The organism is Leptospiraceae bacterium (assembly GCA_016708435.1).
Lineage (GTDB): Bacteria > Spirochaetota > Leptospiria > Leptospirales > Leptospiraceae > UBA2033.
Map to the genome: position 1 here is coordinate 84,007 of JADJFV010000036.1, position 26,542 is coordinate 110,548.

At 36.1% G+C, this 26,542-nt stretch carries 36 protein-coding genes; 2 read left to right on the forward strand and 34 right to left on the reverse strand.

Going from position 1 to position 26,542, the window contains the following annotated elements; genetic code table 11:
- Positions 1–4: 4 nt before the first annotated feature.
- The 34 genes from rplQ to IPH52_27365 form a co-directional block, all read right to left on the reverse strand.
- Complete coding sequence (gene rplQ / locus IPH52_27200) at positions 5–541, reverse strand: 50S ribosomal protein L17 (protein ID MBK7058671.1); 537 nt, start codon at positions 539–541, stop codon at positions 5–7.
- Positions 542–1,519: a DNA-directed RNA polymerase subunit alpha gene (locus IPH52_27205; GenBank protein ID MBK7058672.1), complete on the reverse strand. Its 978-nt coding sequence runs from the start codon at positions 1,517–1,519 to the stop codon at positions 542–544. It abuts the gene before it with no gap.
- Positions 1,520–1,537: 18 nt separating this feature from the next.
- Positions 1,538–2,170 (reverse strand): 30S ribosomal protein S4, encoded by a 633-nt coding sequence (gene rpsD / locus IPH52_27210; GenBank protein ID MBK7058673.1) that lies wholly within the window; start codon positions 2,168–2,170, stop codon positions 1,538–1,540.
- Positions 2,171–2,185: 15 nt separating this feature from the next.
- Positions 2,186–2,620 carry a 30S ribosomal protein S11 gene (rpsK, locus tag IPH52_27215; protein MBK7058674.1) on the reverse strand — a complete coding sequence of 145 codons (435 nt, stop codon included), beginning with the start codon at positions 2,618–2,620 and terminating at the stop codon, positions 2,186–2,188.
- 24 nt (positions 2,621–2,644) lie between these two features.
- Entirely contained in the window at positions 2,645–3,025 is a 381-nt protein-coding gene (gene rpsM / locus IPH52_27220) for a 30S ribosomal protein S13 (protein MBK7058675.1), read from the reverse strand.
- A gap of 3 nt (positions 3,026–3,028) precedes the next feature.
- Entirely contained in the window at positions 3,029–3,142 is a 114-nt protein-coding gene (rpmJ, locus tag IPH52_27225; protein MBK7058676.1) for a 50S ribosomal protein L36, read from the reverse strand.
- Between the two features lie 7 nt (positions 3,143–3,149).
- Complete coding sequence (gene infA / locus IPH52_27230) at positions 3,150–3,368, reverse strand: translation initiation factor IF-1 (GenBank protein MBK7058677.1); 219 nt, start codon at positions 3,366–3,368, stop codon at positions 3,150–3,152.
- Between the two features lies 1 nt (position 3,369).
- The gene (locus tag IPH52_27235; GenBank protein MBK7058678.1) at positions 3,370–3,933 is read right to left on the reverse strand and encodes an adenylate kinase; all 564 of its coding nucleotides are present in this window, start codon (positions 3,931–3,933) and stop codon (positions 3,370–3,372) included.
- Between the two features lie 4 nt (positions 3,934–3,937).
- Positions 3,938–5,314 carry a preprotein translocase subunit SecY gene (gene secY, locus IPH52_27240; GenBank protein MBK7058679.1) on the reverse strand — a complete coding sequence of 459 codons (1,377 nt, stop codon included), beginning with the start codon at positions 5,312–5,314 and terminating at the stop codon, positions 3,938–3,940.
- A 3-nt stretch (positions 5,315–5,317) separates the two neighbouring features.
- Positions 5,318–5,869: a 50S ribosomal protein L15 gene (rplO, locus tag IPH52_27245; GenBank protein ID MBK7058680.1), complete on the reverse strand. Its 552-nt coding sequence runs from the start codon at positions 5,867–5,869 to the stop codon at positions 5,318–5,320.
- A gap of 3 nt (positions 5,870–5,872) precedes the next feature.
- On the reverse strand, positions 5,873–6,052 hold the full coding sequence (gene rpmD, locus IPH52_27250; protein MBK7058681.1) for a 50S ribosomal protein L30: 180 nt from the start codon (positions 6,050–6,052) through the stop codon (positions 5,873–5,875).
- A gap of 1 nt (position 6,053) precedes the next feature.
- Positions 6,054–6,566 (reverse strand): 30S ribosomal protein S5, encoded by a 513-nt coding sequence (gene rpsE / locus IPH52_27255; protein ID MBK7058682.1) that lies wholly within the window; start codon positions 6,564–6,566, stop codon positions 6,054–6,056.
- Positions 6,567–6,935: a 50S ribosomal protein L18 gene (locus IPH52_27260; protein ID MBK7058683.1), complete on the reverse strand. Its 369-nt coding sequence runs from the start codon at positions 6,933–6,935 to the stop codon at positions 6,567–6,569.
- Positions 6,935–7,474 (reverse strand): 50S ribosomal protein L6, encoded by a 540-nt coding sequence (gene rplF / locus IPH52_27265; protein ID MBK7058684.1) that lies wholly within the window; start codon positions 7,472–7,474, stop codon positions 6,935–6,937. The genes IPH52_27260 and rplF overlap by 1 nt, the downstream gene beginning before the upstream one ends.
- A 27-nt stretch (positions 7,475–7,501) precedes the next feature.
- Positions 7,502–7,900: a 30S ribosomal protein S8 gene (rpsH, locus tag IPH52_27270; GenBank protein MBK7058685.1), complete on the reverse strand. Its 399-nt coding sequence runs from the start codon at positions 7,898–7,900 to the stop codon at positions 7,502–7,504.
- Positions 7,901–7,917: 17 nt separating this feature from the next.
- Positions 7,918–8,103: a type Z 30S ribosomal protein S14 gene (locus IPH52_27275; protein MBK7058686.1), complete on the reverse strand. Its 186-nt coding sequence runs from the start codon at positions 8,101–8,103 to the stop codon at positions 7,918–7,920.
- 15 nt (positions 8,104–8,118) lie between these two features.
- Positions 8,119–8,667: a 50S ribosomal protein L5 gene (gene rplE / locus IPH52_27280; GenBank protein MBK7058687.1), complete on the reverse strand. Its 549-nt coding sequence runs from the start codon at positions 8,665–8,667 to the stop codon at positions 8,119–8,121.
- A 2-nt stretch (positions 8,668–8,669) separates the two neighbouring features.
- Entirely contained in the window at positions 8,670–9,017 is a 348-nt protein-coding gene (gene rplX, locus IPH52_27285; GenBank protein MBK7058688.1) for a 50S ribosomal protein L24, read from the reverse strand.
- A 1-nt stretch (position 9,018) separates the two neighbouring features.
- Positions 9,019–9,411: a 50S ribosomal protein L14 gene (rplN, locus tag IPH52_27290; GenBank protein ID MBK7058689.1), complete on the reverse strand. Its 393-nt coding sequence runs from the start codon at positions 9,409–9,411 to the stop codon at positions 9,019–9,021.
- A 1-nt stretch (position 9,412) separates the two neighbouring features.
- On the reverse strand, positions 9,413–9,679 hold the full coding sequence (gene rpsQ, locus IPH52_27295; GenBank protein ID MBK7058690.1) for a 30S ribosomal protein S17: 267 nt from the start codon (positions 9,677–9,679) through the stop codon (positions 9,413–9,415).
- Between the two features lie 11 nt (positions 9,680–9,690).
- Positions 9,691–9,903 carry a 50S ribosomal protein L29 gene (rpmC, locus tag IPH52_27300; GenBank protein MBK7058691.1) on the reverse strand — a complete coding sequence of 71 codons (213 nt, stop codon included), beginning with the start codon at positions 9,901–9,903 and terminating at the stop codon, positions 9,691–9,693.
- Positions 9,900–10,313, reverse strand: a complete 414-nt coding sequence (rplP, locus tag IPH52_27305) for a 50S ribosomal protein L16 (GenBank protein MBK7058692.1) — start codon at positions 10,311–10,313, stop codon at positions 9,900–9,902. The genes rpmC and rplP overlap by 4 nt, the downstream gene beginning before the upstream one ends.
- A 16-nt stretch (positions 10,314–10,329) precedes the next feature.
- The gene (gene rpsC, locus IPH52_27310; GenBank protein ID MBK7058693.1) at positions 10,330–11,007 is read right to left on the reverse strand and encodes a 30S ribosomal protein S3; all 678 of its coding nucleotides are present in this window, start codon (positions 11,005–11,007) and stop codon (positions 10,330–10,332) included.
- Between the two features lie 14 nt (positions 11,008–11,021).
- Positions 11,022–11,354 carry a 50S ribosomal protein L22 gene (gene rplV, locus IPH52_27315; protein MBK7058694.1) on the reverse strand — a complete coding sequence of 111 codons (333 nt, stop codon included), beginning with the start codon at positions 11,352–11,354 and terminating at the stop codon, positions 11,022–11,024.
- 9 nt (positions 11,355–11,363) lie between these two features.
- Positions 11,364–11,642: a 30S ribosomal protein S19 gene (gene rpsS, locus IPH52_27320; protein ID MBK7058695.1), complete on the reverse strand. Its 279-nt coding sequence runs from the start codon at positions 11,640–11,642 to the stop codon at positions 11,364–11,366.
- A gap of 3 nt (positions 11,643–11,645) precedes the next feature.
- Positions 11,646–12,491 (reverse strand): 50S ribosomal protein L2, encoded by an 846-nt coding sequence (gene rplB, locus IPH52_27325; GenBank protein MBK7058696.1) that lies wholly within the window; start codon positions 12,489–12,491, stop codon positions 11,646–11,648.
- A 2-nt stretch (positions 12,492–12,493) separates the two neighbouring features.
- Positions 12,494–12,802 carry a 50S ribosomal protein L23 gene (rplW, locus tag IPH52_27330; GenBank protein ID MBK7058697.1) on the reverse strand — a complete coding sequence of 103 codons (309 nt, stop codon included), beginning with the start codon at positions 12,800–12,802 and terminating at the stop codon, positions 12,494–12,496.
- Positions 12,799–13,434 carry a 50S ribosomal protein L4 gene (gene rplD, locus IPH52_27335; GenBank protein ID MBK7058698.1) on the reverse strand — a complete coding sequence of 212 codons (636 nt, stop codon included), beginning with the start codon at positions 13,432–13,434 and terminating at the stop codon, positions 12,799–12,801. Before rplD ends, rplW begins: the two co-directional genes overlap by 4 nt.
- A 17-nt stretch (positions 13,435–13,451) precedes the next feature.
- Positions 13,452–14,072 carry a 50S ribosomal protein L3 gene (rplC, locus tag IPH52_27340; GenBank protein MBK7058699.1) on the reverse strand — a complete coding sequence of 207 codons (621 nt, stop codon included), beginning with the start codon at positions 14,070–14,072 and terminating at the stop codon, positions 13,452–13,454.
- Positions 14,073–14,081: 9 nt separating this feature from the next.
- Positions 14,082–14,390: a 30S ribosomal protein S10 gene (rpsJ, locus tag IPH52_27345; protein ID MBK7058700.1), complete on the reverse strand. Its 309-nt coding sequence runs from the start codon at positions 14,388–14,390 to the stop codon at positions 14,082–14,084.
- 4 nt (positions 14,391–14,394) lie between these two features.
- Positions 14,395–15,609 carry an elongation factor Tu gene (tuf, locus tag IPH52_27350; protein MBK7058701.1) on the reverse strand — a complete coding sequence of 405 codons (1,215 nt, stop codon included), beginning with the start codon at positions 15,607–15,609 and terminating at the stop codon, positions 14,395–14,397.
- A gap of 43 nt (positions 15,610–15,652) precedes the next feature.
- Complete coding sequence (locus IPH52_27355) at positions 15,653–17,527, reverse strand: GTP-binding protein (GenBank protein ID MBK7058702.1); 1,875 nt, start codon at positions 17,525–17,527, stop codon at positions 15,653–15,655.
- A gap of 373 nt (positions 17,528–17,900) precedes the next feature.
- Positions 17,901–20,429 carry a SpoIIE family protein phosphatase gene (locus tag IPH52_27360; GenBank protein MBK7058703.1) on the reverse strand — a complete coding sequence of 843 codons (2,529 nt, stop codon included), beginning with the start codon at positions 20,427–20,429 and terminating at the stop codon, positions 17,901–17,903.
- Between the two features lie 237 nt (positions 20,430–20,666).
- Positions 20,667–21,488: a hypothetical protein gene (locus IPH52_27365; GenBank protein ID MBK7058704.1), complete on the reverse strand. Its 822-nt coding sequence runs from the start codon at positions 21,486–21,488 to the stop codon at positions 20,667–20,669.
- A 328-nt stretch (positions 21,489–21,816) separates the two neighbouring features.
- Here IPH52_27365 and IPH52_27370 point away from each other — a divergent pair, with 328 nt between their 5' ends.
- A complete protein-coding gene (locus IPH52_27370; protein MBK7058705.1) occupies positions 21,817–25,410 on the forward strand; it encodes a PAS domain S-box protein in 3,594 nt (1,197 codons plus the stop codon).
- Positions 25,407–26,489, forward strand: a complete 1,083-nt coding sequence (locus IPH52_27375; GenBank protein MBK7058706.1) for a hybrid sensor histidine kinase/response regulator — start codon at positions 25,407–25,409, stop codon at positions 26,487–26,489. The genes IPH52_27370 and IPH52_27375 overlap by 4 nt, the downstream gene beginning before the upstream one ends.
- Positions 26,490–26,542 lie beyond the last annotated feature (53 nt).

Consider the following 26,542-nt stretch of genomic DNA (forward strand, 5'->3'; position numbering starts at 1 on the left):
TCAGTTATTTCTTTTTTGCTTTTTCTTTTTTAGGTGCTGCTACTACTTTTGCATCTTTTGTAGCTTTAGGAGCAGATTTTCTTGCTGCCTTAGCTGCAGACTTCTTAGCTGCAAGAGCTTCGCTTTTTGCCATTTTTGCTTCTTTTAATTCTTCTCTAGACTTTCTCTCAACTAGTTCGAGAATTCCCATTTCGGAATTATCAGAAGGTCTATTCACTAAGCGGACAATTCTTGTATATCCACCAGCTCTACCAGAAAATCTTGGAGCGATATCTTCAAATAACTTTACAACAACATCACGGTCTTTGATTTTTTTCATGACTTCCCGTTTATTGTGTAGTGCGATTTCTGGTTTTACATCGCCAATATTTTTCTTTGCTTTAGAAATTAATTTCTCCGCAAAGGAACGAACTACTTTGATTTTAGCAACAGTAGATTCAATTCTCTCATGCTTGAATAAACTAGTAACCATGTTGTTTAACATAGCATGTCTATGTTCATGATTTCTATTTAATTGTTTAACTTTATTACCTTTGTTCATTTAAAAATCCCTCATACCAAATGACAATCCTAGAGTAGCAAGTTTTGCCTTTAACTCATTAAGACACTCATCGCTGTAATGTCTTGATTTGGTCATTTCATCTTCATTTCTTTTTACTAAATCACCAACAAAATCAATCTCTAAACTTCTTAGTATGTTTAGAGAACGAACGGATAATTCCAATTCTTCTACATGTTTAGATAATGCAACCTTTAATTTCTGGTCAGCTTCATCTAGCTCATCTACTTCTTCTTCCACTTCTTCTTCGAAATTAATGAAGATAGTCAAGTGCTCTTTTAGAATCTTAGCAGCCTGTGCCAATGCATCTTCAGGAGAAATAGATCCGTCTGTCCATATTTCAAGGGTTAACTTTTCATAGTCTGATCTCTGAGCAACTCGTGTTTCAGAAATCTCAAATAAAACTTTTTGAATAGGAGAAAAAAGGGAATCAATAGGAATAGTTCCTAAAACTTCGATATCTTTCTTTTTTTCTTCCGCTGGATAATAGCCCTTACCCCTTTGAATTTCGATATCCATTACTAAATTTGCGTCTTCATTGAGAGTCGCAATCAGTAAATCTGGATTCATAATTTCAATTGAAGAATCAACAGCCAAATCACCAGCTTTAAAATATCCAGCACCTTTAAGCTCGATATGAATAATTTTGTTCATATCTTTGTCTTCAGGCTCATACTTAATACGAACTTGTTTTAAGTTCAGTATGATTCTTGATACGTCCTCACTAATGCCTTCTATATAAGAAAACTCATGAGTAACCCCTTCGATTCGAATCGCAGAGATCGCAGAGCCTTCGATAGACGACATCAAAGTTCTTCGTAAAGAATTTCCAAGCGTAGTTGCAAAACCTCTTTCGAAAGGTTCTGCAATAAACTTACCGTAATTAGGAGTATTTACTTCTGTGTAATACTCTATCTTCTTTGGTCTTTTAAAGCCTTTTAGTAAATTTTTATGAGACAAAGCTGTATCCTTCCGTTCTTATTTAGAGTATAACTCAACAATCACTTGCTCTTTAATTGGCATATCAACATGCTCTCTAGCAGGCAGACTTGCAATTTCGCCAGTGAACTTAGTGTAATCTGGAGAAACCCATGCTGGATGTCTGTTTAAAGACTGAGCTAATTTAATATTTTGATCCATTAAATCTGTCTTAGATAATTTCTCTTTGAAAGAAATCTTATCTCCAACTTTAACTTGGTAAGACACAATGTCAACCTTGTGATCATTTACTAATACATGACCATGACCAATGAAATTTCTAGACTGAGCTCGAGAAGATGCAAATCCCATTCTATAAAGAGCATTATCTAATCTTCTTTCAAGAAGCTGTAAGAGATTCTCGCCTGTAATACCTTCTTGGTGGTTGGCTTTTTCAAAGTAATCGCGGAATTGTTTTTCAAGAACTCCATAAATTCTTTTTACTTTTTGTTTTTCACGAAGCTGAGTAGAATACTCTGAAATCTTTCCTTTCTTCTGTGGTGGAGGTTCGGGTGGATTTTTTCTGTCTTCAAAGCTACATTTATCTTTATTTAAGCATCTAGAGCCTTTTAAAAAAAGCTTTAAACCTTCTCTTCTACAAAGTTTGCAAACTGGTCCTGTATATCTTGCCATTTTATAATATCCTTATCAAACTCTTCTTCTTTTGCGCGGTCTGCAACCGTTATGCGGAAGAGGAGTAATATCTTTTATGATTTTTATTGCGAGTCCTTTAGAAGCGAGAGAACGAATTGCAGATTCTCTTCCGATTCCAGGTCCCGATACTAATACGTCTACTTCTTTTAATCCTGCTGCATCGATTGCTTTATCAGCAGCATTTCCCGCAGCAATTTGAGCCGCATAAGGAGTAGATTTTTTAGATCCTCTAAAACTCATAAGTCCAGAAGATGACCAGGATAATACGTTTCCTGCCATGTCAGTAATTGTAACAATCGTATTATTGAAAGAAGCTTGAATATAAACCTTCCCGCGAGGGACGTTTTTCTTTTCTTTCTTTTTTACTTTTTTTACTTTCTTCTCTTTCTTATCTTTTTTATCTTTACTTTCTTTAGTTTCTTTTTCCATAAAAATTAATCCCGGCTCCCGCTGCTATTTAGTTACTTTCTTTTTATTCGCAACGGTTTTCTTTCCACCTTTACGAGTTCTTGCATTTGTTTTTGTTCTTTGTCCGCGAACAGGAAGACCCTTTCTATGACGAAGACCACGATAACATCCGATATCCATTAACCGCTTGATGTTCAAGTTAATATCAGAGCGAAGATCCCCTTCTACTAAATAACCTTCTTCTTCAATCACTCTTCTGATTAAATTTTCTTGGTCATCATTGAGGTCTTTAACTTTAATATCTTCACTGATTTTAGCTTTCGCTAAAATTTTTCTAGAAGAGGACTGGCCAATGCCATATACGTAAGTTAATCCAACTACTATTCTTTTATCTTTAGGAATATCAATCCCAGCAAATCTTGCCATACTCTATCTCTGCCTCTGTTTATGTTTAGGGTTGGTGCAAATTACGCGAATGATGTTTTTTCTACGAATAATCTTGCAATGCTCACAAATTTTTTTTACTGATGTTCTAACTTTCATAAATTTCCTACTTTTTACGATATGTTATTCTGCCCTTGGTTAAATCATACGGCGAAAGCTCAACCGTAACTTTATCCCCTGGCAGAATTCTAATATAATGCATTCTCATCTTTCCTGATATATGAGCCAATATTTTATGCCCGTTTTCAAGCTCAACTCGGAACATAGCATTGGGAAGTGGTTCCATTACTGTTCCATCGACTGTTATTGCTTCTTCTTTTGGCAATTTAACCTAATTCCTTTTTAATCATCTGAGTAATCTCATCTAACTTACCAGATCCATTGATTTCTTTTAGAAGATTATGATCTTTATAATAATCTAAAAGTGGAAACGTTTTGTTATTGTAATTTGTCAGACGATTTTTAATCGTCTCTTCGTTATCATCTGCACGACCTTCAATTTTGGCGCGCTCTAATAAACGAGCTAATAACTCGGAATCCGGAACCGCTAAGTTTACTACAGCATCCAATTTAAGACCCAATTCCTTGAGTAAAATATCCAATGCTTTCGCTTGCTCAATTGTTCGAGGAAATCCATCCAATAAAAAACCATGTTTACAATCGGGGTCTTTTAATCTATCTTTAATAATTTGAATTACGACTTCATCTGGAACTAAATCGCCTGCATCCATAAATTTTTTAGCACGCAGACCTGCTTCGGTAGAATTTTTTATGGAATCTCTCAAAATATCACCTGTCGATACTTGAGGAATATTGTATTCTTTACACACAATCTTAGCCTGTGTTCCTTTTCCTGCACCCGGCGGACCCATAAAAATTAGTCGTTTCATCGTATTATCTACCTTTAACCTTAGTTTTTTTCATAAAGCCATCGTAATTTCTCATAAGCAACTGTGCTTCAATTTGCTTTAGAGTCTCAAGGGTTACCCCAACCATGATTAACAAAGATGTTCCACCAAATGTATATACTAAAGCACCGCCACCAGTGTTGTTTCCTAAGTCCAAAAATCTAATGATAATGTAAGGAGACAAGGCTAGCATTGCTAGAAAAATGGAACCAGGTAGAGTAATTCTATTTAAAACTTTTTCAATGTATACTTTTGTATCAGTTCCTGGACGAATACCTGGAACAAATCCACCGTATTTTTTTAAGTTCTCAGCCAATTCTTGCGGGTTGAATTGAATAGCTGTATAGAAGTATGCAAAGAAAATAATTAAGCCAGTGTAACAGAAATAATAAAATATTGAGCGGTACCAGATAGTTGAAAACGGATTAAAGAAATCCAGAATAACTGCCCATCCTGCCCATTGACCACTATTTGAGGAAAGCCACTGAACAATTGTCTGAGGAAATAAAATCAAACTAGATGCAAAGATGATTGGCATTACGTTAGCGCCATTTACTTTGAAAGGGATACTTTGGCTCTTTGCCTGAACCATTCTTCTTCCAACCATTTGCTTTCCATACTGCAATGGAACTTTTCTAGTTCCTTGCGTTAGATAAATAGTAAAGTAAATCAGGAATATGAAAATAACAAATAAGATCAAGATTGGTAAAGGATCAGCTTTGTCAGTAGTAAAGAGTTGTAAGAATGCTTCTGGCATACGTCCAATGATACCTGCAAAGATAATCAAGGAAATACCATTTCCAATCCCTTTTTCAGTGATTTGCTCACCCATCCACATTAAGAGAATCGTTCCTGTAGTAATCGTTAGAATTCCCAGGGGGACAAAGAAACTTTGAACATAAGGATTAATCAAACCAGGATAACGGGCTGGATTCACACCTGTTCCTGTAGACCAGTTTTTTGCCATATAAATAACTGCTAAGCTTTGAACGACGCAAAGAATAATAGTTCCAAATTTTGTATATTGGTTAATCTTTTTGCGACCTTCTTCCCCTTCTTTCTGTAACTTTTGCAATTGAGGAATAAGCACCATAACAAGTTGCATAATAATGGAAGAAGAGATATAAGGCATAATTCCCAAAGCAAAAATGGAGAACTTAAGCAAAGCCCCACCTGCAAATAAATCTACCATTCCCAAAAGTCCATCAGTGGAGTCAGAAGTAATTCCTGAAACTACCAAGCTATTAATTCCAGGAATAGTAACATGAGTTCCCATACGGAAGAGTAGGAGCATAAAGACCGTAAAAAGAATCTTTGCTCTTAACTCAGGGATTTTAAATATATTTGTTATTACACTTAGCATATTTTAGTTCTTAGCAGTCTCCGGTTTAGCCTTCACTCTTGCAGTGAAAGTACCACCTTGCTTTTGTAATTTCTCAAGTGCCGATTTAGAACAAGCATCAGCTACAATAGAAACAGAAGACTTTAAATCTCCAGTGCCTAATACTTTAATCAATCCCGCAGCATCCTTAATAAGACCTTTCTGCTCTAAAATTTCAGGTGTTACAGACCCAGATAGATTATATCTAGTTAAATCACCAAGATTTACAGGTTGGAATACAACATGAAAAATATTAGTAAAACCTCTTTTAGGCATACGTCTGTGCAAAGGCATTTGACCGCCTTCAAATCCTCTTCTCATGCTGGAAGCTCTAGCTTTTTGCCCCTTTTGTCCACGAGTAGAAGTTTTTCCCATTCCAGAACCAGGACCTTGTCCAATTCTCTTGCGTTCTTTCTTAGCTCCCTTTGGTAAAGGAATTAAATTGGCAGTATTTGCATCTGCTTTTTTAGTTTTTCTAGCTGCACCAAAGGCAGTAGAAGGTTTTACACGATTGCTTTTTTTACTTTGATTAGACATAGATTACGCCTTTTCCACATTTACTAAATAGTTTACAGAGCGTAGCATTCCCAATATTGCAGGAGATTTGCTATGCACTTTAGAGCTACCAATTTTTCTTAAGCCAAGTGCTTTTAAAGTCTTGCGATGCACTGGTATAGTTCCTATGGAACTTTTAACTTGAGTAATTTTAATTTTATCCATTTTAGATCTCTCCTTGACCAAAGAGTTTCTTTAAAGGTATTCCACGCTTCTTAGCAGCAATAACAGGAGTTTCTAATTTTTTAAGCGCTTCAAATGTTGCTTTCACAATGTTTAAAGGGTTACCAGAGCCATAAGACTTTGTAAGAATATCTTGCACTCCTGCTTTTTCTACTACAGAACGAACAGATTCTCCGGCTATAATTCCAGTTCCAGGAGAAGAAGGCTTAAGATAGACCCTTGCAGATTTAAATTTTCCAACTACTTCGTGAGGAATAGTGTGACCGATAATATTGATTTTAAAAAGGTTCTTTTTTGCAGATTCAATTGATTTACGAATTGCATCCGGAACTTCATTTGCTTTTCCGAATCCAATTCCAATTCTATTCTTTGAATCACCTACAACAGTTAAAGCGTTGAAAGAAAATCTACGACCACCCTTTACAACTTTTGCTACGCGATCAATTTTAACAACTTTCTCGCTAAACTCTTTTGCTTCTTCGTCCATGTATGCCATTTAAAACTCCAATCCTTCTTTTCTTGCTGAATCCGCGAATGCAGCCAATTTACCATGGTAGATGATACCAGATCTATCTAACATTACTTTGCTTACACCTTTGCTCTTTGCTCTTTCAGCTATTAACTTTCCAAGCTCAGTTGCTGCTTGCTTGTTCTTTTTTGAATAGCCTTGCACCGGAAAACTCTTTTCAGAAGATACAGCATAGGCAATTGTTTTGCCTGCGGTATCATCAATGACTTGAGCAATTAAATAACGATTTGTTTTGTTAAAAACTAAACGAGGTCTGTCCCCGTTTTGTTTTAACTTAAATCTTGCTCTTTCGATTCTTCTTTCTTGACCAGGTCTATGTTTTTGTTTATTAATCATTATTTCTTACCAGTTTTTCCAGCTTTACGCTTGATATACTCGTTAGCGTATTTAATTCCTTTGCCCTTATAAGGCTCAGGCTCTTTAAATCCACGAATATTTGCAGCAACTTGACCAACGAGTTGTCTATCTACACCAGTGATTTTAATTTTCAACTGATCAACTACATCAATCTTAATTCCTTGTGGCTCAGGAAACACAACTTCATGAGAAAATCCTAGATTCATTACTAAATTAGAACCTTTCTTTTGTGCTCTAAAACCAACTCCGAAGATTTCAAGGTTTTTCTCCCAACCAGTAGAAACACCTTTTACACAATTATTAAATAAGGCTCTTACCAGTCCATGGAGTGCTATTGTTTGTTTTTCTTCGTTCGCACGAGCAAACTTAACAACATTTCCATCTACACTCATTGTTATACCTTTGTATAAAGGAGTGCTTAAAGTTCCGAGTGGACCTTTTACTTCGATCTTATCTCCCGCTTGCTTAACTTCCGTTTTAACCGGGAGGGTTACTATATCTTTACCTACTCTAGACATACTCTTAAAGACATTTGCTGGATCCGATTAGGATACCTTGCAAATAACCTCTCCTCCAATTTTTAATTTCATAGCTTTCTTATTGCTCATAATCCCTTTGGAAGTAGAAATAATCGAAATACCAAGATTACTCTTTACAGGCTTAATATCTTCCGATTGGATATATACACGTCTACCAGGCTTAGAAACTCTTTCGATTTCACGTATAACTGGACGGCGAGTATCGTCATATTTCAAGGTAACAGTATATTCAGGAATGTTATTGACTTTTGTTTCCTGAAAGTCTGTGATAAAACCTTCTTCCTTCATGATGGCAAGGATTGAATTCTTAATCTTACTGCCAGAAACTTTGCAAACAGGGTGTTTTGCACTGCCTGCATTTCTGATTCTAGTAAGCATATCTGCTATTGGATCTGATAAACTCATATATATTTTTCCTTATTCTACCAAGATGACTTAGTCACACCTGGAATTTGAGCAGTACTAGCTAACTCACGAAAACAAATTCTACACATTCCGAATCTTCTTATAAAAGCACGAGGTCTACCGCATAGAGCACAACGATTGTATGTTCTAACTTTAAACTTTGGCTTTTTATTTTGCCGAGCTATAATGGAAGTTTTAGCCATAAAATTTTAAGTCTCCTACTTTTTTCTATAAGGCATTCCGAAACCAGCGAGTAGTTCGTATGCCTCTTCATCAGATTTTGTACTTGTTACCATGGTGATGTTCATACCATGCATACTGTGAACCTTATCGAATTGAATCTCTGGAAAGATGATTTGCTCTTTAATGCTCAGATTGTAGTTCCCACGACCATCAAAACCTTTCGGATTAACACCCTTGAAGTCCCGAACCCTCGGTAAAGCCACATTTATAAACCTGTCCAAAAATTCAAACATTTTTTCCCCACGAAGAGTAAGCATGCAACCAATATTCATCTTCTCTCTGAGTTTGAACCCAGCGATTGACTTTTTAGCAACAGTCTTAACTGCTCTTTGACCACTTATCGCAGCCAAAGTATCTAGTGCTGATTCTAATGCCTTAGGATTAGAGTGCCCTTCTCCCATTCCCACGTTCAATACGATCTTTTCGATCTTAGGAACCTGAGAAGGAGATTTGAAATTAAACTTTTTCAGTAAATTAGGCTTAATTTCTTCGTTGTATTTCTTTTTTAATCTTGATTGTTCCATGATTAACCTTTCGATTTAAGAGTTCTTTCTTTAGAACCATTCTTTACTTCAAAACCTACTCTTGCCCCTTTTTTCTTTTTAGAATCATAGAGCATAACGTTGGAAATATGAATCGAATTTTCGATTTCAATGATTCCACCTTGAGGGTTTTCTTGTGTTGGTCTAACGTATTTTTTTCTTTTATTAATACCACTTACAAAGATACGATCTTTTCTTTTATCAATAGAAAGGATTTTCCCTTTTTTGCCTTTATCTGCGCCACCGATGCAGATAACTTCATCGTCTTTTTTTAGTTTAATCTTCTTAAACTTCGTTGGCTCAGAGCCACGATAAGGTAATTTGTTCGCCATTTTATAATACCTCTGGTGCTAGAGAAATAATTTTCATAAACTTCTTGTCTCTAAGTTCACGAGCTACCGGTCCAAAAATACGAGTTCCTTTTGGATTTCCTTTTTCGTCGATAATAGCAACTGCATTATCATCGAAACGAATATAACTTCCGTCCGGTCTTCTAATTTCTTTTCTGGTTCTCACAACTACAGCTCTTTGCACAGCCTTTGTATGAACTTTCTTTCCTATAGAATCTCTTAAACCGTATGCAGGCTGAGAGTCTTTTACTGCTACAATAATCTCATCACCGATTGTCGCATAACGTTTCTTAGATCCACCAAGAACCTTAACGCACTGAACTCTCTTTACTCCAGAGTTATCAGCTACCTGTAAAAATGTTTGCATTTGAATCATTTTATTTCGCTCTCTCTACAACTTTTAAAAGTGTGTGTCTTTTTTGTTTAGATAATGGACGAGTTTCCATTGCTACAATTACATCGCCTTCTTTACATTCCCCTTTTTCATCATGCACTTTCAAACGAGATGTTTTTCTAGTGATTTTCTTGAACATAGGATGATTTTGTCTAAACTCAATTTCCATAACAACAGTTTTAGCCATTTTAGTGCTAACTACTTTGCCGGTAACTGTTTTGCGTTTTTTTACTTCTACTTTTTCTTCCATAAGTTTTATCCTTATTTCTTAGCTGCCTTCGCAGCAGCTATTTCTCTTTCTCTTTTCACAGTCAGAAGTCTTGCAACTTTCTTACGCAAATTTCTAATTACCATTGGGTTCTCAAGGGAACGAGCCACTACATATTGAAAACGATGAGTTCTTAGTTCCTTTCTAGCTTCCGCAAGCTGTGTAGTTATATCAGCATCTTTAATGTCTTTTAATTTTAACTTCATATCAAAGTCCTCTTCACAAATTCAGTATGAATGGGAAGTTTGTAAGAAGCAAGAGTTAAAGCCTTCTTAGCCGCTGCTTCATCAATACCACTCATTTCAAATAAAACTCTTCCTGGGCGAACTTCAGATACCCAGAATTCTGGATTTCCTTTTCCCTTACCCATTCTAGTCTCAGCTGGTTTTTTGGTAACCGGAGTATGAGGGAAAATCCTAATCCATAATTTTCCGCCTCTTTTTACTCTTCTATTGATAGATACACGGGCAGCTTCTATTTGTCTTGCTGTAATTCTTCCAGAGGTAATAGCCATAAGACCAAACTCTCCGAAGGAAACTTTATTGGCTACTTCATCTTTACCTTTCAGTCTACCGATGTGCCACTTTCTATATTTTACTCTTTTAGGTGCTAACATACGTTACCGGATCCTATTAATTAGTTCTACGTTTAACAGCGTATTTATCTTCTACTTCTTCATTGGAACTGGAGATATGATCTCCTGCATAAGTCCAAACTTTAATACCGATTTGACCAAAAGTTGTAAGAGCTTCTTTCATGCCAAGATCAATCTTTGCACGGAGAGTATGAAGAGGGATACGACCATCTTTGTAACTTTCAGTTCTTGCCATATCAGCACCGTTGAGTCGTCCAGAAATAGAAATCTTGATTCCTTCTACTCCACCTCTCATTGCTCTTCTGAGTTCCGCTTTCATTACTCTTCTGAAAGGCATACGTTGCTCAATTTGAGTTGCGATTGTCTCAGCGATTGCTTGCGCAACAGTCTCTGGTTTTTTTACTTCAATGATGTTGATATTTATTGGTTTGTCAGACATAGGCTTGAGAAGAGTTTTCACGTTCTCAATGTTTTGTCCTTTTTGACCAATTACAACGCCTGGTTTTGCAGTATGTAGGTTAACGTTGATTTTTTCTGGAAATCTTTCGATAACAACTTTCACAAGCGAAGAATTCTTAAATTTAGTTTGTAGAAATTCTCTAATTTTAATATCTTCATGTAGATTCTTGGTATAGTCTTCTTTCGCAAACCAAATTGAATCCCAGGTTCTTGTAATACCGACCCTTAAGCCGACTGGATTAACTTTCTGTCCCATTCAATATCTTCCTATTAATTTGATAATACTACAGTGATGTGGCTCAAACGCTTTCTGATTCTAGAAGCACGGCCTCTAGCTCTTGCTTTAAAACGTTTCATGATTGGTCCATCTTCTACATAGATCTTCTTGATGTAGACCTTGGTTAAATCAATCTTTGCATCGGCTACTACTGCATTAGCCGCCGCAGAATTAACTACGTTTAGAATTTCATCCGCTACTCTTTTTTGAGTAAACTTAAGAATATCCACAGCTTCTGTATAATCATAGCCTCTTACTTCATTAGCCACTAGTCTTGCTTTTCTAGCAGAAACTCTTACATATTTTGCTACAGCTTTAGCTTCCATTAGAGACTCCTATTTTTTAACCTTCTTATCGGCACCGGAGTGACCACGATAAGTTCTAGTTGGAGCAAATTCGCCTAACTTATGTCCAACCATGTTGTCATTGATATAAACTGGAATAAATTTATTCCCATTGTGAATCATCACTGTATGCCCAATCATATCAGGGAATACCGTGCTTCTTCTTGACCAAGTTTTGAAAGGTTTTTTATTTCCTTCCGAATTCATTTTGGTAATCTTGCGCATTAAATGGTCATCAATAAAAGGACCTTTTTTAAGACTTCTGGACATAAATTAATTTCCTCTATTCCTATTTCTTTTTCTACCTTGCACGATAAACTTATCGCTAGGTCTTGCTTTTCTTCTGGTCTTATAACCTTTTGTAGGTTGACCCCAAGGGCTAACAGGATGTCTACCACCGGAAGTTTTACCTTCCCCACCACCATGTGGGTGATCGACCGGGTTCATTACAACCCCTCTCACTTTTGGTCTCTTTCCTAACCATCTGTTTCTTCCTGCTTTACCAATCGAAACTAAGTTATGGTCTTTATTTCCAACGATTCCGATTGTTGCGTAGCATTCTTTACGAATCTTACGAACTTCAGAAGAAGGAAGTTTAAGAGTAACATAGTCGCCGTCTTTAGCTGCAACAGTTGCAAAAGATCCAGCAGTGCGAGCCATTTGAGCTCCTTTTCCACGATTGAGTTCGATATTATGAACATCTGTTCCAGGAGGAATCTTATCGAGTGGAAGAGAATTTCCAATTTTAATCTCAGCATTCTCACCAGAAACAATTACATCACCTACTTTCAATCCTTCAGGAGCGAGGATATATGCGAATTCCCCGTCTTTGTAAGAAATGAGAGCAATGAAAGAAGTTCTGTATGGATCGTATTCCAATGTTTTTACAACAGCAGGAACTCCGTATTTAACTCTTTTAAAATCAATAATTCTATATTTACGTTTAACGCGTCCACCTTTGCGTCTAACGGATATTTTACCACCGTCCCCACGACCTGCAAAGTATTTAACAGTTGTTGTGAGTGGCTTGTGTGGTCTATCTACAGTTATCTCAGCAAAATCCAGAACGGATTTATAACGAGTAGCCGCAGTAGTCGGTTTAAATTTTCTGATACCCATACTTAAACTCCCTTACCAAATTCTAGAACGGCACCGTTTTCAAATGTAACGATTGCTTTTTTCCAATGTGGTCTTCTAGAAGGAAAATTTCTAAATTTTTTCATTTTGCCATGATACATGATTACATTCACAGAGCTTGGTGTAACCTGAAAGATTTTTTTAACTGCTTCTTTTATCATTACTTTATTAGCATCTGGATGAACTTTGAAAGTATACTTCACAGTTCTTTTTCCGATTTCTTTTCCAATCTCTTGAGAAGCTTGGGATTTTTCAGTGATGATAGGAGCAATGATTATGCTATCTAGATTCATTTACTTGCATCCTTGTATTGATTTACGATTTCTTTCAAGGCACTCTCTGTAATAACTAAATTGTTATTGTAAAGAATGTCTCTACATACGATTCTCTTAGCGTTTACGTATTTCAGTGTTGGAATGTTTCGAGTAGAAGCTTTTAAAAATTTATCTTCGCCAGAAACTACTAGACTGAAATTACCATTTGTAACGCCCATTGTCTTGAATAAGTTGAAAACTTCTTTAGTGCTAAACTTCGTCATAGAAACATCTTCTAAGATATTGATTTTGCTCTCAGAAGCTTTTTTGTTTAAGATAGAAACAACAGCAACCTTCTTAACATTACGAGAAAGTGGAATGGAATAATCTCTTGGCTTAGGACCATGAATCACACCACCGCCAACCCAATGAGGAGCACGAGAAGAACCTTGTCTAGCACGACCAGTTCCTTTTTGTGACCAAGGTTTTTTACCACCACCGCTCACTTCGCCTCTATCTTTTGTAGAATGATTTCCGGATCTTAAATTTGCATTCTCTGCTTTGATTGCATCATAGATAGCACCTTTGCTAATCTTGTTTGTAAAGATTTCGCTTGGTAATTCTACTTCAGCAAGAGATTGTCCGTTTTTAGAATATTTCCTGGCTTTCATATAAATTCCTTTCCCTTTTACAACTTCTCAATCGTAATGATTGACTTCTCAGGACCTGGAACAGAGCCTGATACTAAAAGTATGTTCTTATCCTCATACACTTTTACAATTTTCAAATTCTTGATAGAGGTTTTGAGACTTCCCGTTCTACCTGGAAGTTTCACACCTTTGAATACTCTTGAAGGAGTTGAGTTCGCACCCATAGATCCGGGATGACGGTGAAATCTAGAACCGTGAGCAGCAGGACCACCTCTGTGACCATATCTTTTCACGACCCCTTGAAATCCTTTTCCTTTACTAATTCCAGTTACTTTTACAATGTCATTGTCTTTGAAAATATCTGCTATTTTGATTTCAGAGCCAGCAGAGGGAGCATCCCCGGTTAGCTCGAATTCTTTTAAATATCTCTTTGGAGAGATATTGTTTTTGGCAAGATGAGATACTTCTGGCTTAGTGAGTTGTGTCTCTCTAGTGTTGCCAAATGCTAACTGAACAGCGGAGTATCCGTCTGTTTCTACAGTTTTTACCTGAGAAACAAAACAAGGACCCACTTCTATTACAGTTACAGGAATCATATTCCCGTTATCCGCATATATATGCGACATGCCTAATTTTTTACCAATTAAACCCTTAGTCATAATTATTCCTTAAGACTTAATATCTACCGATACACCTGCAGGGAGTTGAAGTTTCATCAATGCTTCTACTGTATCTTCATTTGTGTTTAAGATATCGATAAGTCTTTTATGTGTTCTCATTTCGAATTGCTCACGTGACTTTTTGTTCACGTGAGGCGATCTTAGTACTGTAAACTTCTCAATTTTAGTTGGGAGCGGGATTGGACCCGAAACAGTTGCGCCTGTTCTTTTTGCAGTCGCAACGATTTCATAAGTAGATTGATCTACTAACTTGTGATCAAACGCTCTTAGTTTAACTCTAATTCTTTGTCCGGTCATACTTTTACTCAATTATATCAGCCACAACGCCTGAGCCGATAGTCTTCCCACCTTCGCGGATAGCAAAGTTTAATCCTTTGTCCATCGCAATCGGGTGAATCAATTCGATAGTTACCGATACGTTATCCCCAGGCATAACCATTTCCATTCCAGCAGGTAATGCACATACGCCGGTAATGTCTGTGGTTCTAAAATAGAACTGTGGACGATAGTTGTTGAAGAAAGGTTTATGACGACCACCTTCATCTTTCGTTAATACGTAAACTTCAGCAGTAAACTTTTTGTGTGGAGTAATGGTTCCTGGTTTAGCAAGAACTTGTCCTCTTTCGATGTCTTCTTTTTTAGTACCGCGAAGAAGAGCACCGATGTTGTCCCCTGCTTCTGCTTGGTCTAATAATTTACGGAACATTTCGATACCAGTTACAACAGTCTTGGTAGTATCTCTAATTCCAACGATTTCAACTTCTTCGTTGATTTTAAGAACACCAGTTTCTACTCTACCAGTAGCAACAGTTCCACGACCAGTAATAGAGAATACGTCTTCTACTGGCATTAAGAAAGGCTTGTCAGTAACACGTTTTGGATTTGGAACGTATGTATCAAGAGCTTCCATTAATTTCAGAACAGATTTCATTCCGAGTTCAGAATCTTCGCCTTCAAGAGCTTTTAGAGCAGAACCATGAATGATTGGGATCGGTCCTTGTCCTTCTTTAGGGAAGCTGTATTTTTTCAAAAGGTCACGAATTTCTTCTTCTACCATTTCGACCATCTCAGCTCTTTCATCGTCTTTTAACTGATCAGCTTTGTTGAGGTATACAATGATATAAGGAACACCTACTTGACGAGCAAGAAGAATGTGTTCTTTTGTTTGTGGCATTGCGCCGTCAGTAGCGGATACTACTAAAATAGCCGCGTCCATTTGGGCAGCACCGGTAATCATGTTCTTAACATAATCCGCGTGACCTGGACAATCAACGTGCGCATAATGACGATTTGCTGTCTCATATTCCTGGTGAGAAGTAGCGATTGTAATCCCTCTTTCTCTTTCTTCAGGTGCATTGTCAATTTCATCGTACTTAATAGCTTTATTTTTTCCACCAACTGATTTAGCAAGCGTAGATGTGATTGCTGCAGTTAGAGTTGTTTTACCGTGGTCAACGTGACCAATTGTTCCAACGTTTAAGTGTGGTTTGCTTCTATCAAATTTTTCCTTAGCCATCTCTAAATAAACTCCTAAAAATATTTCTCAAAAAATATAACATTCAAAATTCGAAATGTGACAACGAGGTGAATATAGTTTTTTGAGACAAAAAACCTTTTCCTTTTGTCATGTTTCGTAAAGCACTTGTAAAGCCAAGCATGTTTTCAGCAGCAGCTTCGCAAATTAGTAAAGATTTATTGCCATGAACAATATCTGTCTTTACAATCTTAGCATTTCTCTTACCGAGAACTACTAAAACCGAACCATAAAATGATTCAGGAATCACAATTTCAAACTGACACAGAGGTCCGATTTCGATTGTTTTTCCAGGTAAGCAAGACTTAATACCACTAATGATGGCCACCTTAAGCAGGTTGGACGCGAATTCACTTGGATCTTCAGGTTTCTTAAAAGAAGTAGCTCGGAGATTTAACCCAAGCACTGAATTGCCACGAATTCCATTAGATAATATTTCGTAAAACGCCGATTCTACAGAGGACTTAACATCCTCCTCAAGTTCACATTCCCAAAGGACAGAACTTGAAAAATCAGGACTTTTCTCAAGGGAACTAATTAGAGTCCCACTCTTCAACTTTTGATTAAAAGCAGAGTGTTCGAAAATTACCGTTATAGCCATGTTTTTAAATTTTTCGTATCTGGCAACCTTTAAATTGCCGAAAGTAAAAATTTCTGAAACAAATTCTTTCAATCGATTGATGGCTACTTCTAAATGAAGCTCCCCTGCTCCTTTTAGTTCGAACTGCCCTGTTTCTGTTTTTTCTCTAAAACTTAATCCAAAATCTTCCCAGACTAATTTTTCAAGCCCTGATCTCAAAATTTCTTTTCCTTCCGAAGTATTTGGCTCAAGAGTGAGCACATACTCATTATTAGGCACAACTGGATTGATATGCACATTCTGTTCTTTTGCATAAAGCGAGCCTGTATCTAGAGAAGAGTGCTCGGCAATAGTAGCGGCAAATATCGAATAGTCGTCAACGATATCCAATTTCAATATTTCATTTGGAGTGAGTTCATACATAGTTTCTATTTTAAACTTTTTATCAAGAGAATAAAAAGAATCTCCTGTGCGAACTGGCTCATACGATTTAATAAAATAAACCCTACCTAAATCGGGATGTAGAGATCTCTTGAATAAAACTCCTTTTACTCCTTCTTCTAACGAATGACGACGATGAAAATCTTGTAAGCAAATAAAGTCTAATAGCTCTTTGACGCTCGAACCATGGAGAGCACTCCCAGCAAAGAGAGGAGTCAAATGACAGGACTGAAATCCTTGATTTAAACCATCTAGAATGATTTTTTTAGAAGGCTTTTTAAAATAAGAATCGATTAATTTATCATTCCACTCAATGAATTGCAGCTCAATTTCTTCTTCGATTTCTTTTTTTTGCAGGATGTATTCGATTTGATTTTTGTATTCATCTCGAATCGAAAATACAGGATGGAGTTTGCGATTGATATTTGTTTTTAGTTCTTCTAAGAAAACTTTCAAGTCTTCTGCTTTATCAATCTTATTTATAAATACAATCAGTGGAATCTTCTGCTGTGTAATCTCTTCGAGGAGCATTTCTGTCTGTGAGCGGATACCCGTTGTTATGTCCAAGAGCAAGACTGCAATGTCTACGGCTAATAGAGAATTCTGCACCTGTGCATAAAAGTCCAAGTGACCGGGTGTATCGATTAAATTTAAAAAATACTTTTTGCCTTTTAGTTTATACCTGACCTGAATCGAACTTGCCGTAATCGAAATTCCCCGCTCTATTTCTTCTTTTAGCCTGTCACTCTCTGTTGTTCCTTCATTGACTGAACCAGGACTATATATCTCACCTGCTTCGAATAAAATTCTCTCCGTAAGCGTAGTCTTTCCTGAATCCACATGGGCAAAGATTCCTATATTTCGAATGTTTCGTTTCATAACCAAGCTAGTCCAATGTCAATTTTATGGAAAGGCTTAGTTTGGAAAGAAGAAGGTATTTTAAAAGATTTCCATGCGTTGGTCGCTAATTCTTGGAGCGAAGGGGACTGGACACGGATAAGATTATCGTTGTTGGTCAGTGTCCCTATTTTCTTTCTAAAAGTTCTTAAGTCAATGGTGGCAGTCGATTTATTTATTCTGGAATAGAACTCAATTGTGCAGAACAATTTTATGGAGTATCAAAATCAATTCTCATGAATGAACTTGAATCAGCTAATGATATATTAAATACAGATAATCCAAAAGAGTGAACCCAATTTTTTTCCCATTTAATGTTAGATATTTTATTTAAATCCCTTTCTTTTGTTATAGTTCACAAAATATTATCCTGAAGCTTTAATGCATTCTTGTTTGTTGGTTCTAGTTTTAAAGCACGGGATAGATATTTTCGTGCATTGTCTAGCTGATCGAGCATACGGTAGCAATCCGAAAGATTGATTAGATTTTTTACATGGAGTGGCTCTCTTAGTCTAAACCGTTCCCCAAAATAGACAGCGCGTTCATACTCTCGATTCTTTTTCTTAGCAAATGAGTTGAGATAGAACGCATTCGAGTTAAATGGATTTTCTTTACAATAGATATCTAAAAGCCTACTTGCCATGAAGAAATCTTTTTTTTCAATGAATAGATGAACGATTTCCATTATCAATTCTGGATCCTTTTTTATAAGGAATACTTTTTCATAAGTAGAGATTGTTTTTTCCTTCAATCCATGTAGATAATATTGATATGCCTCTTTTAATCCTTTCTCACTTTCTTTTAAGTCAATCGGCGAAGTCTCTTCCATCTGGTTTTTCTCGTAAGTGATTTTCAAAAGTGAGAGGTCATCTGTTAATTCACCCCGTGTTTTTAAGATAGCAGTTAACTTGGTCAAATCTGCATTTGCCTCTTCTGTGAGTTTTAGGAAAACTGTCTCATCTTCGTTGATGATTCTACTTCCTGATTTATCTTCTCCAATAAGAATATCATCTCGCCCATCCGACCCACAAATAAGACTATCGCCCGGTTTCAATTGGAAAATATGAATCTTTAGACTAGAGTTGAAAACTTCGATACCAATTTTACGTTTATCGGTCTCTGGATCAATAAACGTAGCTCTACCATCTCTATATAAAACCGAGTAGGGATGCTCTGCATTGATATAATAGACAGTTCCATTTCTGTTATCTATTAGCCCATACATAGCAGAGATGAGCATGGAACCATCAAATGAAACAAATACATTTTGTAGTTCTCTAAAAGATTCTCTCATCCAAATTTCGGGTGGTATATTGCGAGTATCCGGTTTTGTATGGTTTCTTTCTAAGATGGATTTTAAAACTGTTCCGAGCACAAGACATCCACCAGCACCCTGAATGGATTTACCCATTGCATCACCATTGAGAAAAACTGTAAATGTAATCCCATCTAATATAATTTCATCGATAATGCAAATATCACCGCCGATTTCGCTTTTTTTGTTCTTGAATTGGAATTGTTTTTTTTGTTGAATGAATGTTTCTATTTTGAAGTCAGATTTTTTTTCTTTTATAAAATTTCGAGAGAGTGGTTGCACTAGAAGAGAAGTTAAGTAATAATCTCCGTCTTGTTGTTCTTTTAGTTTTTGTGTTTCGGTTAAGCTCTCTCGTAATTCTTTTGTTCTATCTTCTACTTTCTTTTCGAGTTCCTCGTTTAAAATCTCTACTTCATTGGTTACATGCATGAACCTATTTGCCATTATCCCCGCAATGCCCATTATGAATAGTAAGAATGCAAAGCTCGAAACATGCGGAGTGTGGATTAATCCGCGAGAGGTAGCAATGTCTAAGACCATTCCAATTCCTAAAATGATTAATCCTGAGATTAAATAAATTGCTTCCCGGTTTCCTTTTCTGATTTGTTGAATGAGATAATAAATCATATAAGGGACGAGAAATATATTTCCGATTTGCCAGAGTAAAGAGCAAATTCGCATAGCAGTCAGAGGAAAAATAAGAGTAACCACAATTAGAAGTGTTGAGAATAATGCGAAACCTTTTGCAATTTTAGTATTCTTTTTATCGAAGAATTGAGTTAGAAATAAAAGAAGACCGGGTGTGAGTGGAAACATAAAAATATGTTCTAACTTTCTGTGTAAAGTAACTGAATCCTGGAAAATTGCGTCTCTCGAAAATGTATTGGCAATGAAAAAATGAATGCAAACACAAAAGCAAAATAAACCAAAATACAAATTGTGTAAGTCTTTTCGTCTTTTATTTGCGAGTAGAATATGATAGAGACCAACGGCTACATAGATTGCGATAAAGAAGAAGGCAAGATTTTCTTTTTTTGTATAAGATACATAGATACTATCTGATTCTCCGATCTCGATCGTATCCATGAATTGGAGTGGATAATTCCCATTATTCGTATAGAGAACTATTGTGAGATAATTTTTTTCGTAATTCAAATCAGTAAAAGGTATGTCTTTTAAAAAAGGACGCATTGCACCGGAGATATATGGATCAGAAGAGCCCAATTGTCCAATAAGAGTCTTATTAAAATAAAAATAGGATACATCCAATACTCTACCTGCATTGATAGCAAGAGGTTTTCCCTGTTTTAAGAAAAGATTGAGTGCGCTAGGAAGTTCGCGTCTAACCGTTATATACCCTGTATAAGAATTTAGTTTTAGTTCGGCAGTTAAGTTTGCTGGAAGAGAAATTTTCTTCCAGTCGGATTCTTGTCCCGAATCAGAAAGCCATTCAATATCAAAGCCAATCCTATACTGCCATTCTCCATTGAGAGGGTAAACGGTAGAGTTGTTTGTGTTTTTACAATGAATGAAAATAAAGAAGATGATGAATAATTTAAAATAACGCATTTCTCAAATATGATTTCAAATTTCGATTCTGCAAGAATATTTTTAAATAAGGAAATATTTGTAACAAGTCAGTATGTTTTGCCACGGAGGCACGGAGGGTTGTGGGATTTTTGAAATTTTATTCATGTAAAGAATTGAGTTGTTGAAAGATTAATAACGCTGTCATGGTGAGGCTCTCGAATCCATGAATCTCTTGAATTCTCTCTGTGTCTCAGTGCCTCTGTGGCAATCCAATCTTCAGGAACCTGAAATAATTTTATCCCAAAAATCTCGCTTTTTAAAAATGGTCGAATCTACTTGATGAAACGATAGTTGATAGCGGATAATGAGAGTATTCAATTGAAAGAAAATATCACTGAAACGGGATTTGACTTTATCCACATCGCAATGATGAGAATAGGTAATATAGGATATCTGATTGACTCGATAGAGTTGGTCACCTTTTTTAAGGTGACGTAGAATTCCTGTCTTGATCTGCGAGTGGATTTCTTCCGTATACTGCTGACTCATGTTTTTATAATAATTGCGTAAGTCCTGAATATGAAAATGAGAGACTACGCCCACTTCTTCCTTTGAAGTAAAGAGATGATCGATGTCTCCAATGATTTTTTCTAAAAAATCGGAATAGGTATCAATGACCTGATAATCTTTTTTCTTTGGCAGGTTCATATAATAATTTTGAACTAAGTCATTTAGGGATTTAAAATTAGATTCAAGCGGAACTTGATCGGAAGAGATTAGAAAGATAGAGCGGAAAACATTTTTATTTTTCTCGATAGAGTAAGTGTATATATCGTATTTTTGATTGTCCTTTTCTATTGTCTTTACTTTGCTAAATCGGATTTGACCGGCAAGAAGACTAGCTAATAAGTCAAATTTTTTTAAGTCTTCTATCATTTGCAAAAGAATGGAACGTGGATGAATTTCCTTTCCATGTTCTAAAAGTATATCATCATTTACCGCAAATACTGCTTGTAGACAGGGAGTATTTGCCACATAACGTTTTAACATTGTTTCAAAATAGGATATTTTAGGACTTTCAATTATGGTTTGATTCATTGCTATACCTTTCCTAATAAATTTCTTTTTTCTTTCAGGTTTGTCAAGAGAAATTATCTTTCACCAGACTTTCTTGCAGCTTTAGAGCCTTTTCAAATCCAATTCGGTATTGCTATTCTTCATTCAAAGGAAATATCTTTGTGTGGTCTTGAAGCTTACAGCTAATAAATATTAGTCTCAATTTATTACGAAAAAGAGTTCATGTAAACTTGACAGGGCTCAACTTTACCGAACTGCATTTCTAAAATGCAATGATAAAAAGTTCTTATCAATATTTATAAACTTTTATTTTATTGTCACAGCTTGTTCGATATAAGAAAATAGAATTATGAAATCGGCTGAGATTCCTGACAATGAAATAGAGCGATTAACCAAATTATTTGACTACAATATTTTAGACACACTTGAAGAAAAGGAATACGATGAACTAACGCGTCTTGCGGCTTTTATTTGCGATACTCCTATTGCGCTCATCAGTTTGGTCGATCGTGATAGGCAATGGTTTAAATCAAAAGTTGGACTCGATGCAATTGAGACAAGTAGGGACATTGCTTTTTGTGCGCATGCAATTCTTGGTAAAGATGTGTTTGTCGTAACCGATTCACTTCAAGATGAACGTTTTCGGGATAATCCATTATCTATAAATGATCCACATGTTCGTTTCTATGCAGGCTCACCTCTTTTGAGTCCGGAGGGACTGCCAATTGGAACGCTTTGTGTAATAGATCATAAACCACGGGAGTTAAGCAAACAGCAATTAGACGCTCTAGCCATTTTGAGCAAAAGCGTTATTAACCTCCTGGAGATTAGGATTAAGCTAAAAGAAAAAGAAGAGCAAGTTGCCTTACTCGCTCAATCGGAGGATAAACTTTTTCAGGCATCTTACAAATATGAAGCATTACTCAGTAGTCAGTCTGTATTTATTGTTAGAACTGATTTACAAGGCAAATACACATTTGCCAACAAATACTTTTGCGATATATTTGGCTCTACTCAATCAAGTATTATTGAAACAGACGCTCTTACACATATCATCGAAGAAGATCATGGTAAATGCTTTAATACAGTTCGAAATTGTATAGAATCACCGGAGAAATCTTTTTATGTTTCTTTGAAGAAGCCTTTACCGGGTGGAGGAATTTTATATTCTGAATGGGAGTTTAATGCAATTAAAGACATGAGTGGAAATCTCATCGAAATTCAATGTATAGGAATTGACGTAACAAAGAAAAGACATGCCTATATCGAGTTAGAAGAATCTCTTGCCAAAGTAAATAATCTGGAATTGGCTATAAATGAACATGCTATTGTCGCAATTACAGACGAGAGCGGTATAATAAAATTTGCCAATGAAAATTTTTGTCGTATATCAAAGTATTCTCAGGAAGAGTTAGTAGGAAAGACACATCGCATTGTTGATTCAAAAAATCATTCTCCTGAATTTTTTCAAGAAATGTGGAATACAATTTTATCCGGAAATGTATGGAAGGGTGAAATTAAAAACAAAGCAAGTGATGGTTCATATTACTGGTTAAGTGCGACAATCGTTCCCTTTCAAGACGCAAAGGGAATGGCATATGAGTATATATCTCTCGGAAAAGATATAACTCCTTTGAAAGAAATGGAGCAGCGGCTAATCGAGCAAAGTTCCTTTATTCAGAAAGTCACAGATACCATTCCCGGAATGGTTGGATACTGGACTACAGATCTCAGATGTGCCTTTGCAAATCAAGCATACCAAGAATGGTTTGGGAAATCATCAGAGAAAATCATCGGGCATACAATGGAAGAATTGCTAGGTAAAGAAATTTTTCACAAGAACAAGCCATTTATAGACAATGTTTTAAAGGGCGAAAAACAACAATTTGAGAGAGCACCAACGGATAAGATTGGTTATACTTGGATTCAATACATCCCGGATATTGTAGACAATAAAGTAAAAGGATTTCTTGTTTTAGTTAGTGATATTACGGAGTTGAAACTTACAGAAATTTCTCTAAAAGAAACAAGAAATAAGCTAACTGAAATTTTAGAATCAATTCCTGAGGGGCTAGTTGAAGTTAACCTCCGAGGGGAAATCATTTATGCAAATCAAGGTGCAGCAAAAATCCTAGATATCAAAGAAGATTCAATCACCGGTCGTTATTTTAATTCAAAAGAATGGTTTCAAATTGATTCTGAGGGTAAGCCATTTCCAGAAGAGAACTTGCCATTAGCCGTAGCTATGCGGGAACAAAGAGAAGTTGGTCCTATTGAGCATGGAATCATTGATAGAGATGGAAAAAAGAAATGGCTTTCTGTTCATTCAGTTCCTTTATTTAATAAGGATAATAATATGTATGGCGCTGTTGCAAGTTTTAGAGACATTACCGAAAGACAAAATTTTCAGAATATGATTATCAAAGCAAAGGAAGATGCTGAGAATGCAAGGGAGATGGCAGACAGAGCAAATAAAGCAAAGAGTGAGTTTCTGGCAAATATGAGTCATGAAATTAGAACTCCGATGAATGCAATCTTAGGATTCGGAGATATTCTCAGTGAAAGAATGCAAGATGAAAAATTAAAACATATTGCCAATTCGATCACGATGAGCGGAAGAGTTTTACTTAGATTAATCAATGACGTTTTAGATTTATCTAAAATCGAATCAGGAAAAATTGAATTGAATCTCATTCCGATTCGATTGGAAAAAATCTTTGACGAGATGAAAGTCATTTTCTCTCAGAAGATGACAGAGAAAAAAATTGAGTTCCTATTAGAAATGGAAGAGAGTATACCGAGTTTACTTTTGCTTGATGAAATGCGTCTCAGACAGATTCTACTAAACTTAATAGGCAACGCTGTAAAATTTACACATAAAGGACACATTAAAGTATCTGTTGCTAAAGATTATGAAAATTCCACAGAGGATAATATTGATTTAACAATAAGAATTGAAGATACGGGAATCGGAATTCCAGAGAAAGATCATGGTAAAATCTTTGAAGCATTTTCTCAAAGAGAAGGACAAGATCACAATATATATGGTGGCACGGGTCTCGGTTTAACCATTGTAAAAAAAATGATTCAACTCATGAATGGAGAAATTTCTGTTCATAGCCGGGAAGGATTCGGTGCAATGTTTACAATGACTTTTAGAAATATTTTGATTCCGGGAACGCATCGAACACAGAAGGAAGAAGAGTCAAATCATTCACAGAAAGAAAACACGATTCAGTTTGAGCCTGCCACGATTCTAGTGGTAGACGATGTTTTGTTAAATCGCCAGTTACTGATAAGATTTTTGGAACAATATCCAGAACTAAAAATTATGGAAGCCGAAAATGGGAAAGTTGCCATAGAGATGGCTAATCTATATAAGCCGGACTTAATTCTGATGGATATAAAAATGCCTGTTATGGATGGAATGGAAGCAAGTAGAATTATAAAATCAACGGAGTTTACTTGTTCTATTCCGATTTTAGTGATTACAGCTTCTGTATTTAAGCAGACAATGGATGAAATCAATTCTATTTGCGATGGAGTTTTGCAAAAACCAGTCAATCACAGTAGGTTTATTTCTTACATTTCTCAATTTCTCAAGAACAATAAGACTTCTATGGAAGAAGGTAATACTCATTATCCTTTGCTCTCATTGAGTGAATTTGCAGCTTTCAATAAAGAGGATAGTCACGCAATGCATGATAGAATTATAAAAGATGAATTGCATAAATGGGAAAAAATAAAAAATGTAATGAATATTTCTGAAATCAAGGATTTTTCAAATCAGATAGCTGAAATCGGAGAAGAATACAATTGTAAGCCCATAATTTTGTGGGCGAAGAAATTAGGAGACTATGCAAGTCAGTTTGATTCAAATAGAATTAGTATTTGCTTGGAACAATTTCCTGAATTAGTAAACGCGTTAAAAGGATTCAAATGAAAGAACACCAAATATTAATTGTAGATGATACCTCTGCCAATGTGCAAGTATTAGGACAAATTCTTTCCACGAAAGGATACCAAATAGTAATTGCGGCAAATGGGAAACAGGCGCTAAAAGCTGTAGAGCAGCAAATTCCTGATTTAATTCTTCTTGATATTAACATGCCAGAAATGGATGGGTTTGAAACCTGTAAAGTTTTGAAATCTCAGAAGTCTTTTGCTGAAATTCCAATTCTGTTTTTGACAGCAAGAACAGACGCAGAGGATATCGCTAACGCATTTCAAATTGGGGGAAGTGATTATATCACAAAGCCATTTAATCCAGTAGAGTTATTGGCAAGAGTTCATTTTCAAATTTCACTCAAAGAAAAAACGAGAGAACTAAATGAAACGAATGAAAAAAACAAACAATTGGTTCGTGTGCTTTTGCATGATCTTCGTAATCCAATCAGTGCAATTAAGTCTGCCAATGAAATGGCACAAGAAGATAAAAGCTTAACTGATACTATGAATGGTTTAGTTGGTAAGGCAGTGGATAATTGTCTTAGTATTCTAGACAGTGTAAAAAAAATGTATGCGATCGATGAGGCAATGTATTCTCCGCAGCTAACATCAGTTAATCTCAAAGAGGCAATTCAATCTTCTCTTATTATCTTCGAGCATCGTCTTGCTGAAAAAAAAGTTACTGTGCACTTAGACATTCCGGAAGACTTGAATGCGTTAGTCGATGCTAGTTCTTTTGTCTATTCTGTCTTTAATAATCTACTGACCAACGCGATGAAATTTTCTTATTCAGGTTCAAACATTTATATCAAAGGATGCCGGGAAAAAGACTCCGTCCTACTTTCTATCAGAGACGAAGGAATTGGAATGCCACAAAGTATTTTAAATAATATCTTTGATATAAGTAAGCCCACTAGCCGCGAAGGAACGCAAGGGGAAACGGGAACCGGCTACGGAATGCCTCTTGTGAAAAAATTTGTAGAAATGTTCCGTGGTAAACTAACTATCGAATCCTTTGAAAAACCTCATCCACGGCGGGGAACAGTGGTTAGCCTTTATCTAAAAGAATCCTAAGACGAAGTCATTGCCACAGAGACAAGGAGGATTCTTAACCACGAAGAGCACGA

Coding starts and splice junctions, on each gene's coding strand:
- rplQ (MBK7058671.1), bottom strand. CDS start 541: ATGAACAAAGGTAATAAAGTTAAACAATTAAATAGAAATCATGAACAT.
- rpsD (MBK7058673.1), bottom strand. CDS start 2,170: ATGGCAAGATATACAGGACCAGTTTGCAAACTTTGTAGAAGAGAAGGT.
- rpsK (MBK7058674.1), bottom strand. CDS start 2,620: ATGGAAAAAGAAACTAAAGAAAGTAAAGATAAAAAAGATAAGAAAGAG.
- rpsM (MBK7058675.1), bottom strand. CDS start 3,025: ATGGCAAGATTTGCTGGGATTGATATTCCTAAAGATAAAAGAATAGTA.
- rpmJ (MBK7058676.1), bottom strand. CDS start 3,142: ATGAAAGTTAGAACATCAGTAAAAAAAATTTGTGAGCATTGCAAGATT.
- IPH52_27235 (MBK7058678.1), bottom strand. CDS start 3,933: ATGAAACGACTAATTTTTATGGGTCCGCCGGGTGCAGGAAAAGGAACA.
- secY (MBK7058679.1), bottom strand. CDS start 5,314: ATGCTAAGTGTAATAACAAATATATTTAAAATCCCTGAGTTAAGAGCA.
- rplO (MBK7058680.1), bottom strand. CDS start 5,869: ATGTCTAATCAAAGTAAAAAAAGCAATCGTGTAAAACCTTCTACTGCC.
- rpmD (MBK7058681.1), bottom strand. CDS start 6,052: ATGGATAAAATTAAAATTACTCAAGTTAAAAGTTCCATAGGAACTATA.
- rpsE (MBK7058682.1), bottom strand. CDS start 6,566: ATGGCATACATGGACGAAGAAGCAAAAGAGTTTAGCGAGAAAGTTGTT.
- IPH52_27260 (MBK7058683.1), bottom strand. CDS start 6,935: ATGATTAATAAACAAAAACATAGACCTGGTCAAGAAAGAAGAATCGAA.
- rplF (MBK7058684.1), bottom strand. CDS start 7,474: ATGTCTAGAGTAGGTAAAGATATAGTAACCCTCCCGGTTAAAACGGAA.
- rpsH (MBK7058685.1), bottom strand. CDS start 7,900: ATGAGTTTATCAGATCCAATAGCAGATATGCTTACTAGAATCAGAAAT.
- IPH52_27275 (MBK7058686.1), bottom strand. CDS start 8,103: ATGGCTAAAACTTCCATTATAGCTCGGCAAAATAAAAAGCCAAAGTTT.
- rplE (MBK7058687.1), bottom strand. CDS start 8,667: ATGGAACAATCAAGATTAAAAAAGAAATACAACGAAGAAATTAAGCCT.
- rplX (MBK7058688.1), bottom strand. CDS start 9,017: ATGGCGAACAAATTACCTTATCGTGGCTCTGAGCCAACGAAGTTTAAG.
- rplN (MBK7058689.1), bottom strand. CDS start 9,411: ATGATTCAAATGCAAACATTTTTACAGGTAGCTGATAACTCTGGAGTA.
- rpsQ (MBK7058690.1), bottom strand. CDS start 9,679: ATGGAAGAAAAAGTAGAAGTAAAAAAACGCAAAACAGTTACCGGCAAA.
- rpmC (MBK7058691.1), bottom strand. CDS start 9,903: ATGAAGTTAAAATTAAAAGACATTAAAGATGCTGATATAACTACACAG.
- rplP (MBK7058692.1), bottom strand. CDS start 10,313: ATGTTAGCACCTAAAAGAGTAAAATATAGAAAGTGGCACATCGGTAGA.
- rpsC (MBK7058693.1), bottom strand. CDS start 11,007: ATGGGACAGAAAGTTAATCCAGTCGGCTTAAGGGTCGGTATTACAAGA.
- rplV (MBK7058694.1), bottom strand. CDS start 11,354: ATGGAAGCTAAAGCTGTAGCAAAATATGTAAGAGTTTCTGCTAGAAAA.
- rpsS (MBK7058695.1), bottom strand. CDS start 11,642: ATGTCCAGAAGTCTTAAAAAAGGTCCTTTTATTGATGACCATTTAATG.
- rplB (MBK7058696.1), bottom strand. CDS start 12,491: ATGGGTATCAGAAAATTTAAACCGACTACTGCGGCTACTCGTTATAAA.
- rplW (MBK7058697.1), bottom strand. CDS start 12,802: ATGAATCTAGATAGCATAATCATTGCTCCTATCATCACTGAAAAATCC.
- rplD (MBK7058698.1), bottom strand. CDS start 13,434: ATGAAAGCCAGGAAATATTCTAAAAACGGACAATCTCTTGCTGAAGTA.
- rplC (MBK7058699.1), bottom strand. CDS start 14,072: ATGACTAAGGGTTTAATTGGTAAAAAATTAGGCATGTCGCATATATAT.
- rpsJ (MBK7058700.1), bottom strand. CDS start 14,390: ATGACCGGACAAAGAATTAGAGTTAAACTAAGAGCGTTTGATCACAAG.
- tuf (MBK7058701.1), bottom strand. CDS start 15,609: ATGGCTAAGGAAAAATTTGATAGAAGCAAACCACACTTAAACGTTGGA.
- IPH52_27355 (MBK7058702.1), bottom strand. CDS start 17,527: ATGAAACGAAACATTCGAAATATAGGAATCTTTGCCCATGTGGATTCA.
- IPH52_27360 (MBK7058703.1), bottom strand. CDS start 20,429: ATGCGTTATTTTAAATTATTCATCATCTTCTTTATTTTCATTCATTGT.
- IPH52_27365 (MBK7058704.1), bottom strand. CDS start 21,488: ATGAATCAAACCATAATTGAAAGTCCTAAAATATCCTATTTTGAAACA.
- IPH52_27370 (MBK7058705.1), top strand. CDS start 21,817: ATGAAATCGGCTGAGATTCCTGACAATGAAATAGAGCGATTAACCAAA.
- IPH52_27375 (MBK7058706.1), top strand. CDS start 25,407: ATGAAAGAACACCAAATATTAATTGTAGATGATACCTCTGCCAATGTG.